20 protein-coding genes are annotated in these 20,001 nt (G+C 55.5%); 14 read left to right on the top strand and 6 right to left on the bottom strand.

Annotation, left to right across the window (positions count from 1 at the left end):
- Window positions 1-59 precede the first annotated feature (59 nt).
- Genes ACOSDR_RS12450 through ACOSDR_RS12440 form a run of 3 tightly spaced genes read left to right on the top strand, consistent with a single transcriptional unit; the run spans window position 60 to window position 3,110 of the window.
- Window positions 60-1,130, top strand: coding sequence for a MaoC family dehydratase (locus tag ACOSDR_RS12450; RefSeq protein WP_420731478.1), 1,071 nt, complete (start codon window positions 60-62; stop codon window positions 1,128-1,130).
- Between the two features lie 16 nt (window positions 1,131-1,146).
- Window positions 1,147-1,662, top strand: a complete 516-nt coding sequence (locus ACOSDR_RS12445) for a molybdopterin-dependent oxidoreductase (RefSeq protein ID WP_420731477.1) — start codon at window positions 1,147-1,149, stop codon at window positions 1,660-1,662.
- Window positions 1,659-3,110 carry a sensor histidine kinase gene (locus ACOSDR_RS12440; RefSeq protein WP_420731476.1) on the top strand — a complete coding sequence of 484 codons (1,452 nt, stop codon included), beginning with the start codon at window positions 1,659-1,661 and terminating at the stop codon, window positions 3,108-3,110. Before ACOSDR_RS12445 ends, ACOSDR_RS12440 begins: the two co-directional genes overlap by 4 nt.
- Before the next feature lie 3 nt (window positions 3,111-3,113).
- Here the strand turns inward: ACOSDR_RS12440 and ACOSDR_RS12435 are convergent, their stop codons facing one another.
- A complete protein-coding gene (locus ACOSDR_RS12435; protein WP_420724744.1) occupies window positions 3,114-4,040 on the bottom strand; it encodes an alpha/beta fold hydrolase in 927 nt (308 codons plus the stop codon).
- A 291-nt stretch (window positions 4,041-4,331) separates the two neighbouring features.
- Between ACOSDR_RS12435 and ACOSDR_RS12430 the strand changes: the two genes are divergently transcribed.
- The gene (locus tag ACOSDR_RS12430; RefSeq protein ID WP_420724745.1) at window positions 4,332-5,000 is read left to right on the top strand and encodes a putative 2OG-Fe(II) oxygenase; all 669 of its coding nucleotides are present in this window, start codon (window positions 4,332-4,334) and stop codon (window positions 4,998-5,000) included.
- On the opposite strand, the gene parA is transcribed toward ACOSDR_RS12430, so the two are convergent.
- Window positions 4,997-5,632 carry a ParA family partition ATPase gene (gene parA, locus ACOSDR_RS12425; RefSeq protein ID WP_420724746.1) on the bottom strand — a complete coding sequence of 212 codons (636 nt, stop codon included), beginning with the start codon at window positions 5,630-5,632 and terminating at the stop codon, window positions 4,997-4,999. The genes ACOSDR_RS12430 and parA overlap by 4 nt on opposite strands.
- 181 nt (window positions 5,633-5,813) lie before the next feature.
- Here parA and ACOSDR_RS12420 point away from each other — a divergent pair, with 181 nt between their 5' ends.
- The 4 genes from ACOSDR_RS12420 to ACOSDR_RS12405 all read left to right on the top strand — a co-directional run bounded on the left by ACOSDR_RS12420 (window position 5,814) and on the right by ACOSDR_RS12405 (window position 8,051).
- Window positions 5,814-6,341 (top strand): EF-hand domain-containing protein, encoded by a 528-nt coding sequence (locus ACOSDR_RS12420; RefSeq protein WP_420724747.1) that lies wholly within the window; start codon window positions 5,814-5,816, stop codon window positions 6,339-6,341.
- A 125-nt stretch (window positions 6,342-6,466) separates the two neighbouring features.
- On the top strand, window positions 6,467-7,078 hold the full coding sequence (locus tag ACOSDR_RS12415) for a sigma-70 family RNA polymerase sigma factor (RefSeq protein ID WP_420724748.1): 612 nt from the start codon (window positions 6,467-6,469) through the stop codon (window positions 7,076-7,078).
- 23 nt (window positions 7,079-7,101) lie between these two features.
- Window positions 7,102-7,563: a hypothetical protein gene (locus ACOSDR_RS12410; RefSeq protein ID WP_420724749.1), complete on the top strand. Its 462-nt coding sequence runs from the start codon at window positions 7,102-7,104 to the stop codon at window positions 7,561-7,563.
- Window positions 7,560-8,051 carry a periplasmic heavy metal sensor gene (locus tag ACOSDR_RS12405; RefSeq protein ID WP_420724750.1) on the top strand — a complete coding sequence of 164 codons (492 nt, stop codon included), beginning with the start codon at window positions 7,560-7,562 and terminating at the stop codon, window positions 8,049-8,051. The genes ACOSDR_RS12410 and ACOSDR_RS12405 overlap by 4 nt, the downstream gene beginning before the upstream one ends.
- 17 nt (window positions 8,052-8,068) lie before the next feature.
- On the opposite strand, the gene ACOSDR_RS12400 is transcribed toward ACOSDR_RS12405, so the two are convergent.
- The gene (locus tag ACOSDR_RS12400; protein WP_420724751.1) at window positions 8,069-8,521 is read right to left on the bottom strand and encodes a GatB/YqeY domain-containing protein; all 453 of its coding nucleotides are present in this window, start codon (window positions 8,519-8,521) and stop codon (window positions 8,069-8,071) included.
- A gap of 266 nt (window positions 8,522-8,787) precedes the next feature.
- Here ACOSDR_RS12400 and carA point away from each other — a divergent pair, with 266 nt between their 5' ends.
- On the top strand, window positions 8,788-9,996 hold the full coding sequence (gene carA / locus ACOSDR_RS12395; protein WP_420731475.1) for a glutamine-hydrolyzing carbamoyl-phosphate synthase small subunit: 1,209 nt from the start codon (window positions 8,788-8,790) through the stop codon (window positions 9,994-9,996).
- Here the strand turns inward: carA and ltaE are convergent.
- Both ltaE and ACOSDR_RS12385 read right to left on the bottom strand, forming a co-directional pair.
- Window positions 9,991-11,055: a low-specificity L-threonine aldolase gene (ltaE, locus tag ACOSDR_RS12390; RefSeq protein ID WP_420731474.1), complete on the bottom strand. Its 1,065-nt coding sequence runs from the start codon at window positions 11,053-11,055 to the stop codon at window positions 9,991-9,993. The genes carA and ltaE overlap by 6 nt on opposite strands.
- Window positions 11,056-11,078: 23 nt before the next feature.
- Window positions 11,079-12,194, bottom strand: coding sequence for an alpha/beta fold hydrolase (locus tag ACOSDR_RS12385; RefSeq protein ID WP_420731473.1), 1,116 nt, complete (start codon window positions 12,192-12,194; stop codon window positions 11,079-11,081).
- A 136-nt stretch (window positions 12,195-12,330) separates the two neighbouring features.
- Between ACOSDR_RS12385 and ACOSDR_RS12380 the strand changes: the two genes are divergently transcribed.
- Window positions 12,331-13,605, top strand: a complete 1,275-nt coding sequence (locus ACOSDR_RS12380) for an O-antigen ligase family protein (protein WP_420724755.1) — start codon at window positions 12,331-12,333, stop codon at window positions 13,603-13,605.
- A 25-nt stretch (window positions 13,606-13,630) separates the two neighbouring features.
- Here the strand turns inward: ACOSDR_RS12380 and ACOSDR_RS12375 are convergent, their stop codons facing one another.
- A complete protein-coding gene (locus tag ACOSDR_RS12375) occupies window positions 13,631-14,278 on the bottom strand; it encodes a TlpA family protein disulfide reductase (RefSeq protein WP_420724756.1) in 648 nt (215 codons plus the stop codon).
- A 51-nt stretch (window positions 14,279-14,329) separates the two neighbouring features.
- Between ACOSDR_RS12375 and argH the strand changes: the two genes are divergently transcribed.
- Genes argH through ACOSDR_RS12355 form a run of 4 tightly spaced genes read left to right on the top strand, consistent with a single transcriptional unit; the run spans window position 14,330 to window position 19,884 of the window.
- Entirely contained in the window at window positions 14,330-15,712 is a 1,383-nt protein-coding gene (argH, locus tag ACOSDR_RS12370) for an argininosuccinate lyase (RefSeq protein ID WP_420731472.1), read from the top strand.
- Between the two features lie 24 nt (window positions 15,713-15,736).
- Window positions 15,737-15,910 carry a hypothetical protein gene (locus ACOSDR_RS12365; RefSeq protein WP_420731471.1) on the top strand — a complete coding sequence of 58 codons (174 nt, stop codon included), beginning with the start codon at window positions 15,737-15,739 and terminating at the stop codon, window positions 15,908-15,910.
- Window positions 15,911-15,955: 45 nt separating this feature from the next.
- Window positions 15,956-17,248: a diaminopimelate decarboxylase gene (gene lysA, locus ACOSDR_RS12360; protein WP_420731470.1), complete on the top strand. Its 1,293-nt coding sequence runs from the start codon at window positions 15,956-15,958 to the stop codon at window positions 17,246-17,248.
- 17 nt (window positions 17,249-17,265) lie between these two features.
- Entirely contained in the window at window positions 17,266-19,884 is a 2,619-nt protein-coding gene (locus tag ACOSDR_RS12355; protein WP_420731469.1) for a TIGR02302 family protein, read from the top strand.
- The last annotated feature ends 117 nt before the right edge of the window (window positions 19,885-20,001 follow it).

Raw genomic sequence — 20,001 nt, 5'->3', positions numbered from 1 at the left:
GGATTATACCCTGTATAGTCTTTTCGCCGCTTCTCTCATCCGTTCAGGAGAATGCTCAAATGTCACCTTTGGCTTCCTCTCAAGGCCCCATTGGCACAAAGGGATCCAAATCCTCCAATGGGCGGTTTTTTGAAGATTTCACACTTGATGAAGTTATCATCCATGGTGCCCCCAGGACGATTTCCGATGGCGATGTAGCCCTGTATCATGCCCTGACCGGCAATCGTTTCACGCTTCAGACGTCTAATCAGTTTGCGCGGGATGTCGGCTACAGCACGGCACCCATTGATGATATTTTCCTGTTCAATGCGGTATTTGGCCTATCGGTCACTGATATCTCCCGCAACGCTAAAGCCAATCTGGGCTATGCCGGATGCGATTTTCTGGCGCAGGTTTTTACAGGTGAAACGCTTTCCGCCCGGTCAAAGGTTATTGGCCTGCGCGAAACTTCATCCGGGGACAGTGGTATTGTCTATGTTCTAACCGAAGGATTGGACCATCGTGACGTCCCTATACTTCGATTCATCCGCTGGGTTCTGATCCCCAAACGAGACCCAAACAGCCCCCCGCGAGACTCTCATGTTCCGGATCTACCTGACCATGTCTACCCGATTACCGTCCCGCCGCACAGGTTGAACCGCAACTGGAATGACCTGCGCACAGGATCCCCCTATCGATGGGAAGATTTTCAGGCCGGTGAAAAAATCGATCATATTGATGGCGTCACGGTAGAAGGCGCAGAACATATGACCGCAACCAGGCTGTACCGAAATGCGGCGCGCGTTCATTTCGACGGTTTGAAGATGAAGAACAGTGCCGACGGCCAACGCCTGGTTTACGGCGGGCATGTCATTGCCCTTGCCCGGGCGCTATCTTATAACGGTTTAGCAAATGCATGCATTCTGTCCGCCATCAATGCAGGACGTCACTCAGCACCCGTTTATGCCGGTGACACGCTTTATGCCTGGACCGAGGTCAAGGAATGTATCGCCCTGCAAAACCGGTCTGACATTGGAGCCTTACGAGTGGTAACAAGGGCAATCAAAAACGAGCCTTGCACAGAGTTCCAGGAGTCGGGGGATAACCTTGTCCTGTCTTTAGATTACACCGTAATCCTGCCCAGACGGTAACATTTGGGAGATTTCAATGAAGTACATCGTGTGTTTTCTCTCTGTCATCATGCTCTTCAACCTGATGTCCCTGCAGCGACTTCATGCCGACACCCCCTTGTCAAAACCCAAGGGCAAAATCATCCTGACCATAGAAGGAAAGATCACCAATAAGAACCATGGTGAAAGGGCCGTATTCGATCACGCCATGTTGGCGAACCTGGACACGTTCACTATAACGACATCCACCCCCTGGGATGTGGGTGTTTCAGAATTCACCGGATGCCGGCTATCGAAACTGATGGAGGCAACCGGTGCCGATGGGACAATCATGTTTGTAACAGCCCTGGATGGGTATGAGGTGACAGTGCCCACCAGTGATATCAAAGAATTTGATCCAATCCTAGCCTGGGCACGAAATGGTAAGGTTATGACGATCCGGGAAAAAGGCCCATTGTGGCTGATCTATCCATTTGATAGTGCCTCTGAACTCAGAGGAATGGAGTATTCCGCCCGTTCTGTCTGGCAGATTGAACGGATTGCATTTCAATGAGCCAAACCCCAACGGGCCGGATCGTCTCCACACGGACTTTTGTAATCGCAATGGCGATCTGTGTTTTTTTTCTGTTAGGTCTGTTCATAATCCTAATTTCCCAACGCATCTTCCTTCAACAAATCAATTATGAAAGTGCGCCAATCGCAGCCTATCAGCTGCGCACCCATTATACGAAAATTCGATTGGGCCTGACTGAACTGGCACATTCTGACGCCGATGCGAATGTTGAAGAAACCATCCTGTCTTATGATATTCTTTATGAACGAATCAGCAGTCTGCCCATGCGCCCGCCCTATCGTGGGCATGTTGATGGAGAATTTGCTGAAAAACTGTCCCTGATTCAGGACGCGACCCGAAACGCGGACCCAATCATTAACAAGCTGAGGAACGCGCAGCCCGAGGACGTGCCTGCCCTGGCGTCACAAGCACTAAGATATCTGAATGGATATGACGCCGTATTTGCGTCCTTCGCATCGCGCATCAATCAGGACATGGCGGAACGGCGACAAGACTCCCAGAATCGTATTCTGATTGGTCTTCGGTTCCTGATACTTCTGGTGGTCGCGGTCTTGGTCGCGTCTGGATTTATCGTATGGAGACATATGCGCCAGCTGGATAAGTTGGCAGAGGCGAATGTATCCTTGTTGGACACTTCCAAAAAACTCCTCCAGGCGCGCGTTGCCGCAGAGCGGGCCAGTCAGGCAAAATCAAACTTCCTGGCGGGGATGAGCCACGAGTTGCGAACACCTTTGAACGCCATAATCGGCTTTTCGGATATGATCCGACTGAATTATGCGGGCGACGTCAGCGATCGTGCCAAGAATTATGCTGAAGATATTTATATGAGCGGCATGCATCTTTTATCGCTGGTGAATTCGATCCTGGATACGTCCCGAATTGAACTGGGAGAATCCGAGTTGCGTGAAAGTGAGTTTCCGATTGGGCCGATATTGGATGAAGTGTCGGACATGATGTCGCTGGGTCTGCCCCAGAAGCATCTTAAATTGCTGCAGCCTGACAGGGATGCCCCCTTGCGGGATGCAGTCCTGTTCGCAGATCGGAACGCCACCAAGCAGATGATGATCAATCTGGTCACCAATGCCATTAAGTTCACCCAACGCGGCGGATTTATCGAGCTGCAATTGACGGAAGGTCCTCAGGGCAGTTTGGATGTTATCGTACGCGACACTGGCATTGGCATTCCCAAAGAGGATCTGCCCCGCATTCAGAACGCCTTCGAACGCGGCAGCAATCATGGCAGCATGGGCAGTGATGGGGGCGTCATTGATGGTGTCGGCCTGGGCCTGTCGATCACAAAGGCCCTGATGGATCACCATGATGGAACAATCCTGATTGAAAGCACCGTTGGTGAAGGCACAACGGTTACACTAAGTTTCCCCGCCGCACGCCGCCGCGACACGCCGTCTAAGGCCACCCCCGAATAGTTACTATTTGCGCTCAAGAAAGGCGCGAACCGGGGGCAGTGTTAATGCTGGTGCTTCTTCCTGCGGCACATGGCCCAACCCTTCAAGCCGAACCAGGGTGCTGTCGTGTAGTACCCGCTGATAGTCTGCTGCATTGGATATCGGGATCATCGCATCCTTTTCGCCCCATACCAGCAGAACGGGCACCTGTATTGTGGCCAACAGAGGATCCGGGTCGACCAGCACCGTTTGTTCCATGCGATGGATCAAGGCCTGTCGCGATCCAGGGGCCAGCATCAAATCATAATACCGATCAACCGTGTCTGTGTCCAAACGACTGGGATCGCCATAGGCCGGCAGCAGGCTCATTTTCAACAGGAATTTCGGCAGGAAATACCGCATCAGAGTGATCGATATCGGAACATCCGGGGCCTTACCATAGTCAAATCCATGACTGGCATATCCATCCGGGGAGACAAGAACCAGCTTCGTAACCCGTTCCGGAAATTTGGCCGCCATTTGCCAGGCCAATCGCCCCCCAATGGAATTGCCGATCATTGCTGCTTTTTCGATGCCCAACTGATCCATTAAGATGTTTAGAATGTCCAATGTCCGGGCATCAGAATAGTCTCCTGTCGGGTCCGGCATGGACAATCCACTGCCAGGCAGATCAAAGCGAATGACGCGAAAGCGGTCTGCCAATTCATCTGCCCATCCGTCCCATGTATGCAAACTGGACCCAAATCCATGCATCATAATAAGGACGGGCCCGTCGCGCGGGCCGCGGTCTCTTACATGCAGGGATATCCCCAACACGTCGACAAGGTCGGACGGCCGTTCCAGATACCGCGCCTGTAATTCAGTGCGCGGCTTGTCCGATGTCCAAAACCAAACGCCTACAACAAACAGAATAATCCCCAGACCAATAATCCCGATCAACAAGATTTTCATACACCCCCCGGTTCAAAGAAAAATAGCGATGAAATATCTCCTCAGGACGCCCTACTAGGTAATCTATTCTGGACGAAATATTAGCATACTACATACAATGCCTTAACATGGTTCAGCACACTATTCCATGGGTAGTATTGAAAACATTTACACAACGATTTTTTAAATAATATATCCAAGTAATGGTCGTTTTGATTGGGTTTTTTCTTGATTTTTACACAGAGCGGTTGCCCCGGTCACGAATTCGTGAAATTGTAATAAAAATTCGGATTACCCGGGGGGGAATTCCTGATGACGGATGAGCATATCCAGATTGGGCCGATATCGGTGCCAATTTGGCCAAAGGGTGTTCGCATCCAAAACATGGACCCGATGGTCTATTTCGCGGTTTTTCCAGACAATGATTTGATCCGGTCTGTCGCCGGGCCAAAACTGCTGGCGGGCGAAGAAGCCTTTCGGAAAGCGGAAGGGGATCGCTGGGTCGGTGCCGGAGGTGCTAAGGTCCGCGATATCGGGTCCTGGCCCTGTCCTGCGATGAGACTGCTGCATGAACGGGCAAAACTGGCCTTTAAGATGATTACCCAGGCAAAAACAGCAGAGATCGATGATTGTTGGGCCAGCGTATATCGTAAAGGCGAATTCATTGGTCCCCATGCGCATCGTCGCACGGAAATGAGCCTTGTCTATCATCTGGAGCCGCCTGATCCTAAGGACCGCGCGGAATTCAATGGAGCGTTGGGAATAACAGACCCGCGCGTGGCAAAATGCTGCCCGACATCGCCTGGATGCGTCACATCACAAATCTATCCACCGCTGGATCCTGGCACTTTGGTGATGTTCCCAAGTTTTGTTGTGCATTACGTCACGCCCTATCTGGGCGATGGGCATCGCATCAGCATCGCCTGGAACATTGCCCGCGAGAAGCTGGCAGGCAAGGTCGCCGATCAGCCCTTGCTCTAAAGTGCTTTTGACAGCTCATTGGCCAGGGCGCGCAGTTCTTTTGCAGCAACCGACGACGCCTTTGTTTCCAAGGCAGTTCGGCCAGAAACCATGGCATCGGCAAAGGCGACACGATTCCCGATCGTCGATTTGGCGACAGTAACCTTGTACCCGCCCAGTTTGGTGATCATCTGGGCCGTCAGATTAGCCCGCGGCGGTACCCTGTTGAGCACCAGCAGCACCGCTGACTTTTCCTTCACTGCCATTTCCAAAGTGGGTAATGTGGCCCAGACATCCAACGGGCTGGGCTGTACCGGGACCAGCACAAGATCCGCCGCCCGAACCGCGACACGCGCGTCGGTGTCAGCATGGGGGGGACTGTCGATCAGAACATAGTCATGGGTTTTCGCCAATTTCTCAACGACGCCAGCGGCACGCCAACCGGTTGCGGATGCAAAGGTGATTTGGGTCTGATCCGCACCCAAAGTGATTTCCCGTTGGTCGTACCATGCCGCCAGACTTTGCTGGGGATCGATATCAACCAGGGCGACGGATTTCCTTTTCAGGGCCCAGGCCAGGGCTAAATGAGCCGCCAGTGTTGACTTACCGGCACCGCCCTTCTGCTGGGCAATAGTCAGTATTTTTCCAGTCATAGCACGGCTCTCCTCCAATCAGGACAGGGCATCTTGCTTAAATTCGCATGCCTGCCCGATACCCGCAATGCTATTTCGCATATGCAAAATAATCGCGACGGAAAACACAATACCCAGCGTCCTTGAGACATGACAGCGGGACAACCCCTCTGAGACGTAACAGTAAATGAAGGATCGCAACATGGCACTATCGAACAAAAAACTTGCCCTTTTGATTGGCGCTGGTCTGATTGGCGCAGCATTGGGTGGCACCACGGTCATGGCGAATGGATGGCAGGGCGGCCCGCACAAAATGGCGGGGCCCCATATGGAACGCATGATCGCTGAAATGGACACCAATGGCGACGGATCCGTTACCAAAGCGGAAGCCCAGGCCTTTCGGGACGCAAAATTCGCCGATGCAGACACCAATGGCGATGGCGCCATCACACCAAAAGAAATGGCGACGGCAGCCCGATTGATGAAATTCAAGATGCTGGACAAAAATGGCGATGGCACCGTCACACAGGAAGAATTCCTGACGTCTGACATGGGCCCTCATCGCGGTGGCAAGCGCTTCTGGCGTATGGACAAGGATGGCAGTGGCCGTATTGAAGCCGCCGAAATGGCTGAAATGTCAGATCATATGTTCGAACATATGGATCGCGACAATGACGACACCATCAGTGTGGAAGAGTTGCAACCCATGCATGATCAGCCTAAGGATTAAGCACGGACATGAGACGTGTTGGGCGGCGCAGGATGGCGGTTTTGCTTTCAGAAGCCACCGTTACTGGCGCCGCCCCCTCTTGTCTGCAACCGCGACCAGCAAAACCATCAGCACTAGGATACGGTATGACAGCCCCGCCATCGGGCGCAAACCAGAACCAGGCTCCCTCTTATGGCCAATCAGGGGATGGCGACCTGTTATCCGCAGCCGCAAAAGGCGACGGAACGGCATTTCGGCACTTGCTGGACCGCTATATGACACGGGTGTTCGCCAATTGTTACCGCGTCCTGGGTGAATCCAGTGAGGCCGAAGACGCTACGCAGGAAAGTTTTTCCAGGCTGTGGAAAGCATTAAGCAACAATACCGGCGCACAGGCCCCAGACCGCGATGCTGGCGGATGGCTGATGCGCACATCCCGCAATCTTTGCATCGACAAGCTGCGACGGCGCAAACGCTGGATTACCGATGACGAAACGATGAACGCGCAACCAGACGATACGCCCAATGCTGAGGCGCTACATCAGACACAAGACATCAGCATTCGGGTTCAAGCTGCCTTGGCAGGTCTGCCAGATCGACAACGCGCAGCCCTGGCGCTGGTTCATTTTGAAGGCATTTCACAGAGCGAGGCCGCGACTTCGATGGGAATCTCTGTTGATGCTCTCGAATCACTTTTAGCCCGCGGGCGACGCACTTTGCGCAGCCAGTTGTTGGACGAAAAGCAGGATTTGCTATGATGATGGGAAGAAAGGGTTCGGACATGCTCTCTGAAATATCAGAAGACCGATTGCTTGTGCTGATCGCCGCCTATGGCGCGGATCCGCTGCACTGGCCGGAATCGGAGCGCACGGCAGCGCAACAAAGGGCCGCGACGGATACACCGGCAATCCGCCAGGCGCTGGCGCAGGCGCGAATACTGGACCAGATGCTGGCAACGGCAGCAGTCCCCGCCCTTTCGGAATCAGCGATTACCGCGATGCAGGCGAAGGCCCAGCCTGGCCTGATGATACGGCTGCGTGCTCTGTTTGATTGGTGGGGTCCTGTCTGGCAACCCACTGGCGCATTGGCTGCGGCCTTGTTGCTGGGGGTTATGCTGGGCCTTGCCAATCCGGATACATCAGCCGCATTGGCCGACATGACCGGACAATATGTCTCAACAGATACTACGGATACGTCATCGCCCTTTGATGCATTCCTGCTGGGATCGGAGGATTCATTATGATCACCCCTGCAGTGACAACGCGGCGTTGGGTGTTGATTGGGTCACTGGCGCTCAATCTGTTCCTGATTGGCTTTTTGGCGATAGGGTTTTTCCGGCATCATGAAGACCATGACCGACCGCCCCGTCCGTTTTACGAAATGATGCGGTTCATGCAGACCGATGCGCCGGGTGAAGAGGGGCGGTCCGCACATTTCCTCAAGCACATGCCTGATCAGGATCGTGACGCCCTGATCACGTTGAGGGAGAAACACGGCCCTGCCCTGTCCCGGGCAAAAGCGGAAACATGGGCGACACGCGCCCGCCTGCGGGATTTGATGCAGAATGGCGTTCGGGACCCGGAACAGTTGACCGCAGCGCTGCGACAGACGCGCGATGCCCAGACGCGTTACTTTGATGAGACCAATGCCCTGCTATTGGATATTGCAGGCAGTCTATCGGACGAAGGATACAAGATGCTGGCTGAGAAACGGCGCCCCGAGCCGAAATAGGGGGCACATCGGTCCGATTAAGCCAGCTTTTGCTTAACAATGGGGGAAGCCTTGGCAAAGTCCATCTGGCCCGCATAGCGATCCCGCAACTCCCCCATCACGGCACCCATCTGCTTCAGACCGGAAGCATTCATCTCTTCAATCAAATCCTGCACGGCCTGTTCAATTTCGTCTTCCGTCATCTGCTTTGGCAGATACCGCTGAATGACATCGATTTCCTGTTGCTCGCGTTCAGCAAGTTCCAGACGCCCGCCCTGTTCGTACATCGCAATCGAATCCCGCCGCTGTTTGACCATGCTTTGCAGCATTTGCAGGACTTCATCATCCGTAATGCCCGTCGTGTTCCCTTTGGAACGCGCCGCAATATCCCGGTCCTTCAAAGCCGCCAGGATCAGGCGCAACGTGGATACCGCGCGCTCATCCTTCGCGCGCATGGATTCCTTAAGCGCCTGGGTTAAAGCATCGCGCATTGGGTCTCTCCCATCCCGGTTTCACAATAGTGCAAGAACGCTCTTGCTGTAAGTGGCGGACATTAACCGATCAACCCGCCGCCCGCAACTCAGACGAAAAACACTAAGCTATTGAAAAACATATGTTTTACGAATCAAATCTGGGTTGACCTTTTCGTGTGGGTCGCGTATCCATCCGCTGGTCTTCAGCAGGCATCCCGCAGAAGCCCAGTCTTTGAAACCGTCAGGTTCGACTTAACCCTCTGACAGACTGGAAGAATGACACCATGCCCACCGACAGCGCGCCAACCAACAACACGGTCTCAAGCAGCCCTGGTCCGACTTTTCCGCCTCAGCCCGAGGGGGCAACGGCTGTCCTGGTTCTGGCAGATGGCACCGTATTGTGGGGACGCGGCGCAGGCGCGGAAGTTACTAGGGTTGGCGAGGTCTGTTTCAACACGGCAATGACCGGCTATCAGGAAATCATGACTGACCCATCCTATGCCGGACAGATGGTGACTTTCACCTTCCCTCATATCGGCAATGTCGGCGCAAATCTGGAAGACCTGGAAACAACAACCCCCTCTGCCTGCGGCTGCATTCTGCGCGCGGACATCACCGAACCATCAAATTTTCGCGCAGTCAGCCATTTAGACGGCTGGTTGAAGGCACAGGGCCTGCCAGCCCTGACTGGGGTGGATACGCGCCAGTTGAGCCGCCGCATTCGCAATGCTGGTGCACCTAATGCCGTCCTGTCCCATCGCGCCGATGGTCAATTCGACCTGCACGCCCTGTGGGAACAGGCCCGCGACTGGCCCGGACTGGAAGGCATGGACCTGGCGAAAGATGTATCCTGCACCCAGGCCTATGATTGGTCCCAGTCGGACTGGAGCCTGAAGGACGGATACGGCACCCTGAAAGATCCGAAATACAAGGTTGTCGCCATTGATTTCGGGATCAAAAGAAACATTCTGCGCCGGTTGGCGACACTGGGCTGTGAAATCACGGTCCTGCCAGCGACCGCTACGGCCGACGAAGTCCTGGCCCATAAGCCAGATGGTATCTTTCTGTCCAATGGTCCGGGCGACCCGGCGGCGACCGGCACCTATGCGGTGCCAATGATCCAAGGCATCCTGAAGACCGACACGCCGGTTTTCGGAATTTGCCTGGGCCACCAGATGCTGGCTTTAGCGCTGGGCGCCAAGACCGCAAAGATGCATTTGGGCCATCATGGTGCCAATCACCCCATCAAGGACCTGACCACCAATAAGGTTGAAATCACCAGCCAGAACCACGGTTTCGTGGTCGACAAGGACAGCCTGCCAGATGGCGTTGAGGGCACCCACTTTTCCCTGTTCGACGGGTCATTGGCGGGCCTGCAAGTCACCGGGCGCCCCGTGTTTTCGGTGCAATACCACCCGGAAGCCTCCCCCGGACCGCAGGACAGTCATTATCTGTTCAATCGCTTTGTCGATTTGATGGCGGCGCGTCTATAGACTTGCCCTGAATCCTGCGATCACCCGGTCGATTCCATCATCATTGATATCGCGGTGAACGACCAGGCGCATATTTTTCCCTGAGCCGCTGGCGATTACCCCTTGTGCCTTTAAGGCAACGACCAGCGACGCCGCATCAACATCGCGTGTTTGCAGCAGAACCATATTGGTTTGCAGCGGCGACAGATCGACAGAAAGGCCAGGAATCTCACTTAAGGCGAGCCGCAGTTTTTCTGCGCGCTGGTGATCCTGCGCCAGATTCGGGGCATGGTGTTCCAACGCATACAGCCCCGCTGCGGCCAGAATCCCGACTTGACGCATGCCACCACCCAACATTTTGCGATATCGGTGTGCCTTCTGGATAAGAGATTTGGAACCACACAGGACCGACCCGGCCGGTGTTCCCAGTCCTTTTGACAAGCACACCGAAACGGAATCCGCACAGCGCGCCAATGTTTTGGGATCAATGCCCAGGGCAATCGCAGCATTAAAGGCCCGCGCACCATCCAGATGCACAGACAGGCCGACATCGCGCGCAGCTGCCGCCGCCGCCTCCTGCCGCGTCAGGGGAACGGCCTTGCCGCTGACCGTATTTTCCAGGGACAAAAGGCGCGTGATGGGCAAATGCGGGTCATTGCCCTTGACTGCCTTCGCGACAGTTTCAGGTTCCAGCCCGTTATCTGCCGCAACATCCAATGGCTCCAGCCCTATACCGCCCAAAACAGAGGCCCCTTTGGCTTCATAGGAATAGACGTGATAGGCCCGCCCCACCAAGACTTCCTCCCCGCGCCCGCAATGGGCCAATAGGGCGCAGAAATTGCTCTGGGTTCCGGTGGGCAGGAACAGCCCGGCCTCTTTGCCAAAGGTTTCCGCTACTTTCTGTTCCAAGGCAATGGCGGTTGGATCATCGCCATAGACATCATCCCCAACCTCAGCCCCCGCCATGGCAGCCAGCATGCCAGGTGTCGGACGCGTCACGGTATCGCTGCGCAAATCAACAAAGTCTGCGTGATTGTGCCCCACAGCAGCGCCAGAAGCCCCGGCATAAACATTGGTCATTCTAAATCCTCCTTGAAAAGGGACTATTCCTGAAGCCCCATAAGCTCAAAGATCATGGCAATCCCCCATTTCGAAATACCATGATGGGCGTGACTTTCGTCGATGCGTATCTGGAACTGACCGCCCAGGTCCAGTTCCTTCAGGCGATCAGAAATCACCGGTTCGTACAACAACCCTTTCACATTCCGAAAGCAACATCGGTCATATCGGTTGAAAAGATGCGTTTGCACCCGTCCTTCTCCCGATGCCCCCAGGATATACAGATCCATCAAACTCATCGCATCCCGCAAGGGGGCATAATCCGCAACCCCAATCGGGGCGTCCTGCCCTTCACGCAGGTAATAGGGCAAGGTTCCCGCCACCGCGATGGATGTTCGTATTCTTTCATCCAAAGCAGCGGTCAGAACGATTGTTCCTGACCCTGCGGAGAAGCCCACTACGGTCACATCGCTGATACCCCGCTGGTTCAAAAGATCAATTGCGACACGTACGGGTTCAACATGGATCGCCAGGGGGGTCTTCAATTTGGTCAGATCAAATTGCAAATTTGCGTGGCAAGTACCATCAGCGGGAAAATCACAGGGGGCCTGCCCGACATTCTCCCCATAGGCCAATTGGTCCATGACGATAACCGTCAGCCCCTTTTTCAGGGCGGCCTCAATCAAATCCTGGCGCTGGGGAAAACTGCCTGCAAAGCCATGATGATAGATCAATCCACGCTGCGGCATCGGGCGCGCTGGGACCATAAGATAAATATAGGAATAAAGGCCGGGTCGGACCTCCAATGCAAAACGATGTGCCTCCGCAACCCCTGAAAACTGTCGGACGACGTTCAGAATTGAACTGTCTTCATCGGCCGGGATCGGGATTTCTGCCCGGCGTAGACCATCCGCGCCATAGACCAAGTGCGTCAACGTATCGCGATACGCCATAACATCCGCAGGTGTCTTGATTGATAAAAAAGTAGCGGGATCCTGTGTCACAAGACTGGGCCGGACCTCTTCATAGACATACTGATCTTTCGCCTTAAGGCGTTTGTACACTGTAAAGGCCGCATCATTGGTGCGGACGAACGCTACCAGCAGCCCCAGTGCTGCAATAGTGGCGAGGATCGCCCAAATCCATCTAAATCTTGCCATAAAATCTGCCAATTGCGCTGCTGATATCGGCGTGCTAAACGCTTTGTGTCATAGAACTAATAGACTTTTTCTTACAAACCAAGCGTTTAGAAACCGTTGCCAGAAATCCCTCTGGCCGGTCACTGAGGGCGTGAACGTGGCCACCGTACTTAATCCCCAGCAGTTCACCTACAGTCGTGGATATGCCTGGGCTTTGGGGTTACTGATCGGTATAGCCGTACCTGTCACATATATGGGTAATCTGGCCCTTGCCATCGCCTTTGGCTTTGCGGCGCTTCTGGCGGCTGTCGCCATGGCAAACCCATCCGCGAGGCAACAGGCCAAGGCGCTGGCCAAAACCCGGGTTGGAACGGCTGCGTTGCTGACATTGCTGTGGTGGGTCGGCGTTGCCATCACCTCTATTGATCCTGTCAGTTCGATACAGGTTGTCAGCCGCATGGCGGTTTACATCATGGCCTTCATCTGGGTGATCGTTGCTTTGGCGGAACGTCCAAAGGCCCGCCAGATCGCTGAATCCAGCATTATGATTGGCTCTGCCGTTCTGGGTACCCTGGCCGTTATTGCAGTTATTGTCGAACCCTCCCTGTTGCATGTTTTCAAGCCGTTGCATGAAGGCCCAATTATGGCTGAGAACATGTTTAAATCCTTACAATCTGTTCTGGCCCTGACCGTACCGGTTCTGCTGTATCTGGCGTGGCAACGGCGCGGTGTCTGGATCGGCGTGGTCTCCGTTGCCCTGATTTGTGATATCGCGCTGTTCGCAGGCATCACGGGTCAGACTGCGGAATCGGCGATTGGTGGCATGATGGGGGCCAGCCTGATCCTGTTTTTACTGTTTGTCGCGCGCCATTTGTCCCGACCTGGCCGTGTCCTTTTGATTATCGCCACTCTTGGCCTTTGTGTGGCACTTGGTGTCTCTGTCTTTCAGGTGTTGCCCCATCCCCCGACCACGGAAAACGATGTATCGTCCCCCCCGCTACCCGTTATCGATTTTCACCGGCAAGCAATCTGGGGCTTCGTTTATCAGAAGGCACTGGATGCGCCTGTGACGGGGTATGGCATCAACACGATCAATAAAACCAAAGGCGCCCTTGAAATGGTTCCCGGTCTTCAGCATGCGGAATATGTGCCAGGGCATCCACATAACTGGATTCTGGAAATCTGGTCGGAAACCGGCATCGTGGGGCTGGTTCTATTTTGCATCACGCAATTGCTGTTGGTGATCGCGGTCGCCCGTAAAGCATTGCGCGGAAATGGCAGTGCCTGGATTGCCTGCGCCGTGATGGCGTCGTTCTGGACCAGTTCCCTGGCCAATTTCTCTATCTGGGCGTCCTGGTGGCAGGTTTCCTTCCTGTGCGTCCTGGCGCTTCCTGTCTCTCAACTATTGGCAGACAGGCACAAGACACAGTGACACAACGGACGGAAATTCTGACACACTAAGTGCTGGAATTATCTTCCGTCTTTTGCATGTCACCGCCTTGCAGCATGACAAATTTGATCATTTCAATAGCCTCTGGACTGTCCCATTCCGCAGCACCCGCAAGGCCGCCAACCAAATGCCCCTGCTGATCGATCAAATAAGTACTGGGCAGGCCGCGCAGACCCAGTTCCCGACCCAGCTTCAATTTGGGGTCATAGAACAGCTCCAGATCTGACAGTCCCAACCGATCGCGCAGAAAGGGCTCTGCGACGGCCTTACCACCCCGATCCTGGCTGATCGTCAACAGGCGAAAATTCGGCCCGGCCAAGACATCGTTCAAACGGGCCAGGCTGGGCATTTCCTTGATACAGGGAGCACACCACGTCGCCCAGAAATTGACCAGCAACACTTTCCCGGTAAAATCAGTGAAATGATGTTCAACGCCATCACCATCAAAAAATGGTGTAACGGGGGCAGGCGCGCGTTCCTTTAACAGAACGAATTCTTGCATCTCCCCATTTGTCGGAGGATAGTCCGCCGCCGCCTGAACCGGGCGTGTATGCAGTATGGATGGCGCAAGGGCAGTCAGGCCAATCGCGCAGGCACCAAGGCCAAAGTCGCGGCGTGTCGGCGCCAAAGGGGATGTTTTCACGGGATTGGTCACGGGCTGAACCTCCAATTCATCATAGAGTAACGATAACAAGGGTGAGACAGTATGTCTAAGAACGATATGTGGGGCGGTCGGTTCTCTGGCGGTCCGGCGGAAATCATGGAAAAGATCAACGCCTCCATCGGTTTCGACAAAAACCTCTATAAACAGGACATCCAGGGGTCCCTGGCACATTCTGACATGCTGGCCGCCCAGGGCATCATCACGAACGAAGACCGCGATGCGATCCATCAGGGCCTTGCTGAGATACAACATGAAATCGAGGCGGGAACCTTCGATTTCAAGACTGAATTGGAAGATATCCACATGAATGTGGAAGCCCGGCTGCGCGAAAAGATCGGCGATCCCGGTGCGCGCCTGCATACCGGACGCAGCCGCAACGACCAGGTTATCACCGATGTGCGCCTGTGGACTCGTGACGCCCTGGACGGTCTGGACGCGCTGATGGCAGATCTTCAGCGCGCCCTGATCGACAAGGCCGAAGCCCATGCCGATGTCCTTATGCCAGGCTATACCCATTTGCAAAGCGCCCAGCCGGTGACGTTCGGTCACCACCTTATGGCCTATGTCGAAATGGTCGGACGGGACCGCGGACGATTGGCGGATTGCCGTCGGCGCTTGAATGAGTGCCCGCTGGGCGCAGCCGCGCTGGCCGGTACTTCCTTCCCCATTGATCGCCAGATGACCGCCAAGGCCCTGGGTTTTGACCGACCCACCGCCAATTCCATGGACAGCGTTGGCAGCCGTGATTTCATTCTGGAATTCCTGGCTGCGGGGTCCATTCATGCGATCCATCTCAGCCGTCTGGCCGAAGAAATCGTGATGTGGATGTCGGACCGTTTCGCATTCATCACGCTCAGCGATGCCTTCACCACCGGGTCGTCCATCATGCCGCAGAAGAAAAACCCCGATGCCGCAGAATTGGTGCGCGCAAAACCCGGGCGGTTGCTGGGTGCCTTTATCAGCGTATCGACGATGATGAAGGGGCTGCCCATGACCTTCTGTAAGGATATGCAGGAAGATAAGGAACCTTTGTTTGATGCTGTAGAATCCCTGACCCTGGCCGTCGCAGCGACCGCTGGCATGGTCGATGATATGCAGCCCCGCCCTGACCGTATGCTGGCCGGGCTGGAAAAGGGTTTCCCCACTGCAACCGATCTGGCCGACTGGTGCGTGCGGGTCCTCAATCTGCCCTTCCGCGATGCCCATCATGTGACCGGCGCACTGGTTGCAAAGGCAGAAGCGCGCGGCGTTGATCTGGCGGAACTGTCCCTGGAAGAGATGCAATCGGTGGAAAAGCGCATTACATCTGATATATATTCTGTGCTAAGTCCTGCGGCATCAGTCGCCAGCCGGACCAGTTTTGGCGGAACTGCGCCCAGCCGCGTGCGGGAAGCAGCGGCGGCAGCCAGAAAGCAGTATCTGTAAGTATTTGGCAGGGAGTAACTGGATATGGAAGAAACGACACGTCGCGCACTATTGCGCCGGGCCGGAACAGCCTTGCTGTTAACCGTTGTGGTCAGTCTTCCCCTGGCGGCTTGTGGCAAAAAATCGCAACCCGAGCCACCCTCAGGCGAGGAAGCGCCCTATCCGCGGACCTATCCGTCCGGGGCGGCCCCTTCCTGACATCGTGATTTTGTAATTGCATCCATATAGATTGGCACCTGTGAAATGAACCATTTTGAGTATCACAATGGGGTTTTATGCGCTGAAAATGTGCCCCTGACGCAGATCGCGCAAGAGGTCGGAACCCCCGTCTATGTCTATTCCCGGGCAACATTGACCCGCCACTATACGGTCTTTGCCGACGCATTTCGCGCCGCTGGTCTAGATGCCAAGATATGTTATGCCGTCAAGGCGAACAGCAATCTGGCGGTAATAGCCTTATTGGGTCAATTGGGTGCGGGGGCGGATGTCGTATCCGAAGGGGAATTGCGCCGTGCCCTGGCTGCTGGAATCCCCCCGGACCGCATCGTCTTTTCCGGCGTTGGCAAAAGCGAAAGTGAGCTTCGGTTTGCCCTGGAAACCGGAATTCATGAAATAAATGTGGAATCCGAAAGTGAAATCAGGCTGTTATCGCGGATCGCCGCCAGCATGAATGTGACGGCGGAAATCGCTGTTCGGGTCAATCCGGACGTTGACGCCAAAACCCATGAGAAGATTTCGACCGGCCGAAAGGAAAATAAATTCGGCATTGATATTGACCGTGCCGAGGAAATTTATGCACTGGCTGCTTCTCTTCCAGGCCTTGCCCCAGTCACGGTTGCTGTCCATATCGGCAGCCAGTTGACCGATCTGGATCCCTATCGTCAGGCGTTTCGCCGGGTCGCTCAATTGGTTGAGCGGCTGCGAAGCCTGGGGCACAAAATCACCCGCGTTGATCTGGGCGGTGGCCTGGGCATCCCTTACGACGCGGAAAACCCGCCCCTGCCGGATGCCTATGCGAAAATGGCCGCAGAAGAAATCGCGCATTTGAACTGTCAGGTGATGCTGGAACCGGGACGCATGATCGTCGGTAATGCCGGGATATTGCTGTCGCGGGCCTTGGTCGTGAAGCCCGGCGAGGCGAAGCGCTTCCTGATCCTGGATGCGGCCATGAATGACCTGATCCGCCCTGCCCTGTACAATGGTCACCATGGTTTGCGCCCCGTCAAACAACCAGGTGCGGATGCGCCGCTGATGCCGGTTGACGTTGTAGGACCAGTTTGCGAATCCGGCGATACCTTTGCCAAAGACCGCATGCTGCCCTTGATAGAAGAAGGGGATCTGGTCGCATTCGGGACGGCAGGGGCCTATGGCGCCGTGATGGCATCGACCTATAATACAAGGTTGCTGGTCCCAGAGGTTTTGATCGATGGCGATCACTATGCTGTGATCCGGCCTCGGCAGACCTATGAAGAGTTGATCGGCATGGACAGAATTCCAGATTGGTTACAGACTGGTTCAAAGGATCACGCCGCTTAAAGGATTGGAGCGACAGGATGACAGATCACTCGGCTCGGGGGGGCCAAAAAGACGCGACGGGTATGGAAATGCCCATCGGTCTCTCCCGCGCGGTTTTGATCTGGGAGGCGCTGGAAGTTGCCTTCTGGAAACCTGTCAGCGTCCTGATCCTGTTTCTTGCCATCGCAATCACCGGACTTCTGCCAGACCTTGCTCCCTGGCTGCATGCGACCGTCCTGGCAGTATCGGCCATCCTTTTCGCTGGCCTGATGGTTCAGGGCTATCGACGGTTTCACCTGCCCCGGTATGAAGCCGCGCGTCGTCGGGTCGAACGGGTCAACAAACTGGATCACCGCCCACTGGAAAGTCTGGCGGATCGTCCCAGCAGCGATAATCCAATTCAACTGGCCCTGTGGCAGGCGCATCAGGCGCGCCTGCGTCAACGAATCGGCAGCTTGTCGGTGGGCGCCCCGGATCCCCAATTGGCACGGCGCGATCCCCGCGCCCTGCGCCTGATTGCGCCATTCTTCCTGATCATCGCGCTGATCGCTGCGGGCGGGGAGAGTATTCAGCGCCTGCGGACTGCACTGGTCCCCAATATCGGCACCAGCGGACCGACCTTGACGGTTGGCATTGATGCCTGGCTGACGCCGCCGGACTATACCGGTCTGCCCCCGCTTTTTATGTCCAGCAGCAAGAAACAATCGCCTGACACGACCGATACGATCCCAACAGCAATGCAGGGCGATGAACACAGCACCCCGGTCGGGTCCCGCCTGGTGGTTCAGGTCAGCGGCGTCCCGGACGGGGCGACCCTGATAACGCCGCAGGGTCCAAAACCAATGGCGCAATTTGCCCAGAATGCCGTGGCGCTGGAGCATGAAATTCTAAAGTCCGGCACATTTTCCATTCAGTCTGAGGGTGAAACCGTTGCCTCCTGGGAAATTCGCGCCGTGCCGGATGCGCCCCCCGTTGTCACCCTGCCAGAACCCCCGATTGCCAGTGTTCAGCGCGCCCTGACCATCACCCATACGGTCAGCGATGACTTTGGCGTTCTCTCCTTAAGGGCGGAGATAGAGCGCGCGGACAGGCTTGCGGGCTCTGCGCAAAGCAGTGCTCAGGGGAATGAGGAAATGAAGATCATCACCCAACTGCCCGTCCCGGACCCCAGCAAATACGGCACCAAACGCCGCGCCTACCGGGACTATACCGCCCATCCCTGGGCCGGCGGAGAAGTGCGCCTGACCCTGGTGGCAACCGACGCCCTGGGCCAGGAGGGTCGATCCGAGCCCGTGACCTTGATCCTGCCCGCGCGGGAGTTCAACCACCCAGTGGCTAAGATCATTATCGACTTGCGGCGTGAACTGGCCTGGAATCCGATACAAAATTATCGGGCCGTTTCAGACGCGCTGGATGCCTTGTCGTGGGAACATAACACATTTGATGACAAGGTTACGGTTTTCATGGCGCTGCGTCAGGCAGTGCGCGCCCTGACGCCCCATCGCCGCACCGGTGCCGCCCCTGAGCCACAGGCCATTGCGTCTGTGATCGAATTATTATGGAAAACGGCGCTGTATCTGGAAGATGGTGGCGTATCCCTGGCCCTGCAGCGCTTGCGTGAGGCACAACAGGCCCTGATGGACGCCCTCCAGAATGGCGCCGATGCGGCCGAACTGGACCAATTGATGGATGAACTGCAGCAGGCCATGCAGGATTACATGCAGGCCATGGCAGACCAGATGCGCCAGAACCTTGCCGAGGGTGAACAGCCCCCCGAAATGGCCCCCGGCGAAAATGTCATTTCTCAGCGCGACCTTGAAGACATGATGCAGCAATTGCGCGACATGATGCAGAATGGCATGACCGAAAGCGCCCAGCAGATGCTGGAACAGCTGCGTAATATGATGGAAAACATGCAAGCAGGGATGCAGCAGCAAATGTCCCCGCAGAATCAGCAAGCCATGGAAATGCTGAATTCCATGAAAGATATCATGGAAAGCCAGCGCGAATTGATGGACAGAACCCATCGCCGCGACCTGGAACGCCGGGGCGAAAGCAACCCGGAACAGGGGCAGGCCGGACAGCAAAACCAGGCCCAGCGCAATCAGCAAAGCCAGGGCCAGGCTGAACAGGGCCAGCGGGGAGAATCCGGCGACCAACAGCGTGCGCAGGATAGTGCAGATGCCGTCCTGCAGGATGCCCTGCGCCGACAATTGGGTGAAGTGATGCGCAAATTTGGCGAAATGATGGGGCAGATTCCAGAACCCTTTGGCCGCGCGGATGAAGGCATGGGCGAGGCAACTGAGCAATTGGGCGATGGCAGGCCCGGCGAAGCCGTTGAGTCACAAGGCAAGGCACTGGATGCGATGCAGGAGGCCGCCGATGCAGCGCGAAATGCCTTTATTGAACGGTTTGAACAACAAATGGGAATGGGTCAGCAAGTGCCCGGCCAGTCTGGCGAACAGACAATGGACCCCTTTGGACGCGAAGCCAGTGATACATTCCGGGGCAGCATGCAGGGTCAGGTGAAAGTTCCTGATAAAGGCGGCCTGGAAAAAGCCCGGGAAATTCGTGATGAATTACGCCGTCGCGCGGGAGAGCGCGCCCGTCCGCCTGAGGAATTGGACTATATCGACCGGCTGCTGGATCAATTCTAGAGCAATATCAGGTCATTCATGGTCGCTCTGACCGAGATGTTTTAAGGCTGGATTAGGAGCAGCTTGCTGCGCGTAGCGGGGCTACGGGCAAGAGCTGCGACGCAGGCCAGCCTTAAA

This window comes from Hwanghaeella sp. 1Z406, assembly GCF_048892425.1.
GTDB lineage: Bacteria > Pseudomonadota > Alphaproteobacteria > UBA8366 > Aestuariispiraceae > Pacificispira.
This window is presented reverse-complemented; position numbering and strand designations above follow the sequence as displayed.

Coding starts and splice junctions, on each gene's coding strand:
- argH (WP_420731472.1), top strand. CDS start 14,330: ATGTCTAAGAACGATATGTGGGGCGGTCGGTTCTCTGGCGGTCCGGCG.
- ACOSDR_RS12385 (WP_420731473.1), bottom strand. CDS start 12,194: ATGGCAAGATTTAGATGGATTTGGGCGATCCTCGCCACTATTGCAGCA.
- ACOSDR_RS12405 (WP_420724750.1), top strand. CDS start 7,560: ATGATCACCCCTGCAGTGACAACGCGGCGTTGGGTGTTGATTGGGTCA.
- ACOSDR_RS12400 (WP_420724751.1), bottom strand. CDS start 8,521: ATGCGCGATGCTTTAACCCAGGCGCTTAAGGAATCCATGCGCGCGAAG.
- ltaE (WP_420731474.1), bottom strand. CDS start 11,055: ATGACCAATGTTTATGCCGGGGCTTCTGGCGCTGCTGTGGGGCACAAT.
- ACOSDR_RS12410 (WP_420724749.1), top strand. CDS start 7,102: ATGCTCTCTGAAATATCAGAAGACCGATTGCTTGTGCTGATCGCCGCC.
- ACOSDR_RS12355 (WP_420731469.1), top strand. CDS start 17,266: ATGACAGATCACTCGGCTCGGGGGGGCCAAAAAGACGCGACGGGTATG.
- carA (WP_420731475.1), top strand. CDS start 8,788: ATGCCCACCGACAGCGCGCCAACCAACAACACGGTCTCAAGCAGCCCT.
- parA (WP_420724746.1), bottom strand. CDS start 5,632: ATGACTGGAAAAATACTGACTATTGCCCAGCAGAAGGGCGGTGCCGGT.
- ACOSDR_RS12415 (WP_420724748.1), top strand. CDS start 6,467: ATGACAGCCCCGCCATCGGGCGCAAACCAGAACCAGGCTCCCTCTTAT.
- ACOSDR_RS12435 (WP_420724744.1), bottom strand. CDS start 4,040: ATGAAAATCTTGTTGATCGGGATTATTGGTCTGGGGATTATTCTGTTT.
- ACOSDR_RS12430 (WP_420724745.1), top strand. CDS start 4,332: ATGACGGATGAGCATATCCAGATTGGGCCGATATCGGTGCCAATTTGG.
- ACOSDR_RS12440 (WP_420731476.1), top strand. CDS start 1,659: ATGAGCCAAACCCCAACGGGCCGGATCGTCTCCACACGGACTTTTGTA.
- ACOSDR_RS12420 (WP_420724747.1), top strand. CDS start 5,814: ATGGCACTATCGAACAAAAAACTTGCCCTTTTGATTGGCGCTGGTCTG.
- ACOSDR_RS12445 (WP_420731477.1), top strand. CDS start 1,147: ATGAAGTACATCGTGTGTTTTCTCTCTGTCATCATGCTCTTCAACCTG.
- ACOSDR_RS12450 (WP_420731478.1), top strand. CDS start 60: ATGTCACCTTTGGCTTCCTCTCAAGGCCCCATTGGCACAAAGGGATCC.
- ACOSDR_RS12365 (WP_420731471.1), top strand. CDS start 15,737: ATGGAAGAAACGACACGTCGCGCACTATTGCGCCGGGCCGGAACAGCC.
- lysA (WP_420731470.1), top strand. CDS start 15,956: ATGAACCATTTTGAGTATCACAATGGGGTTTTATGCGCTGAAAATGTG.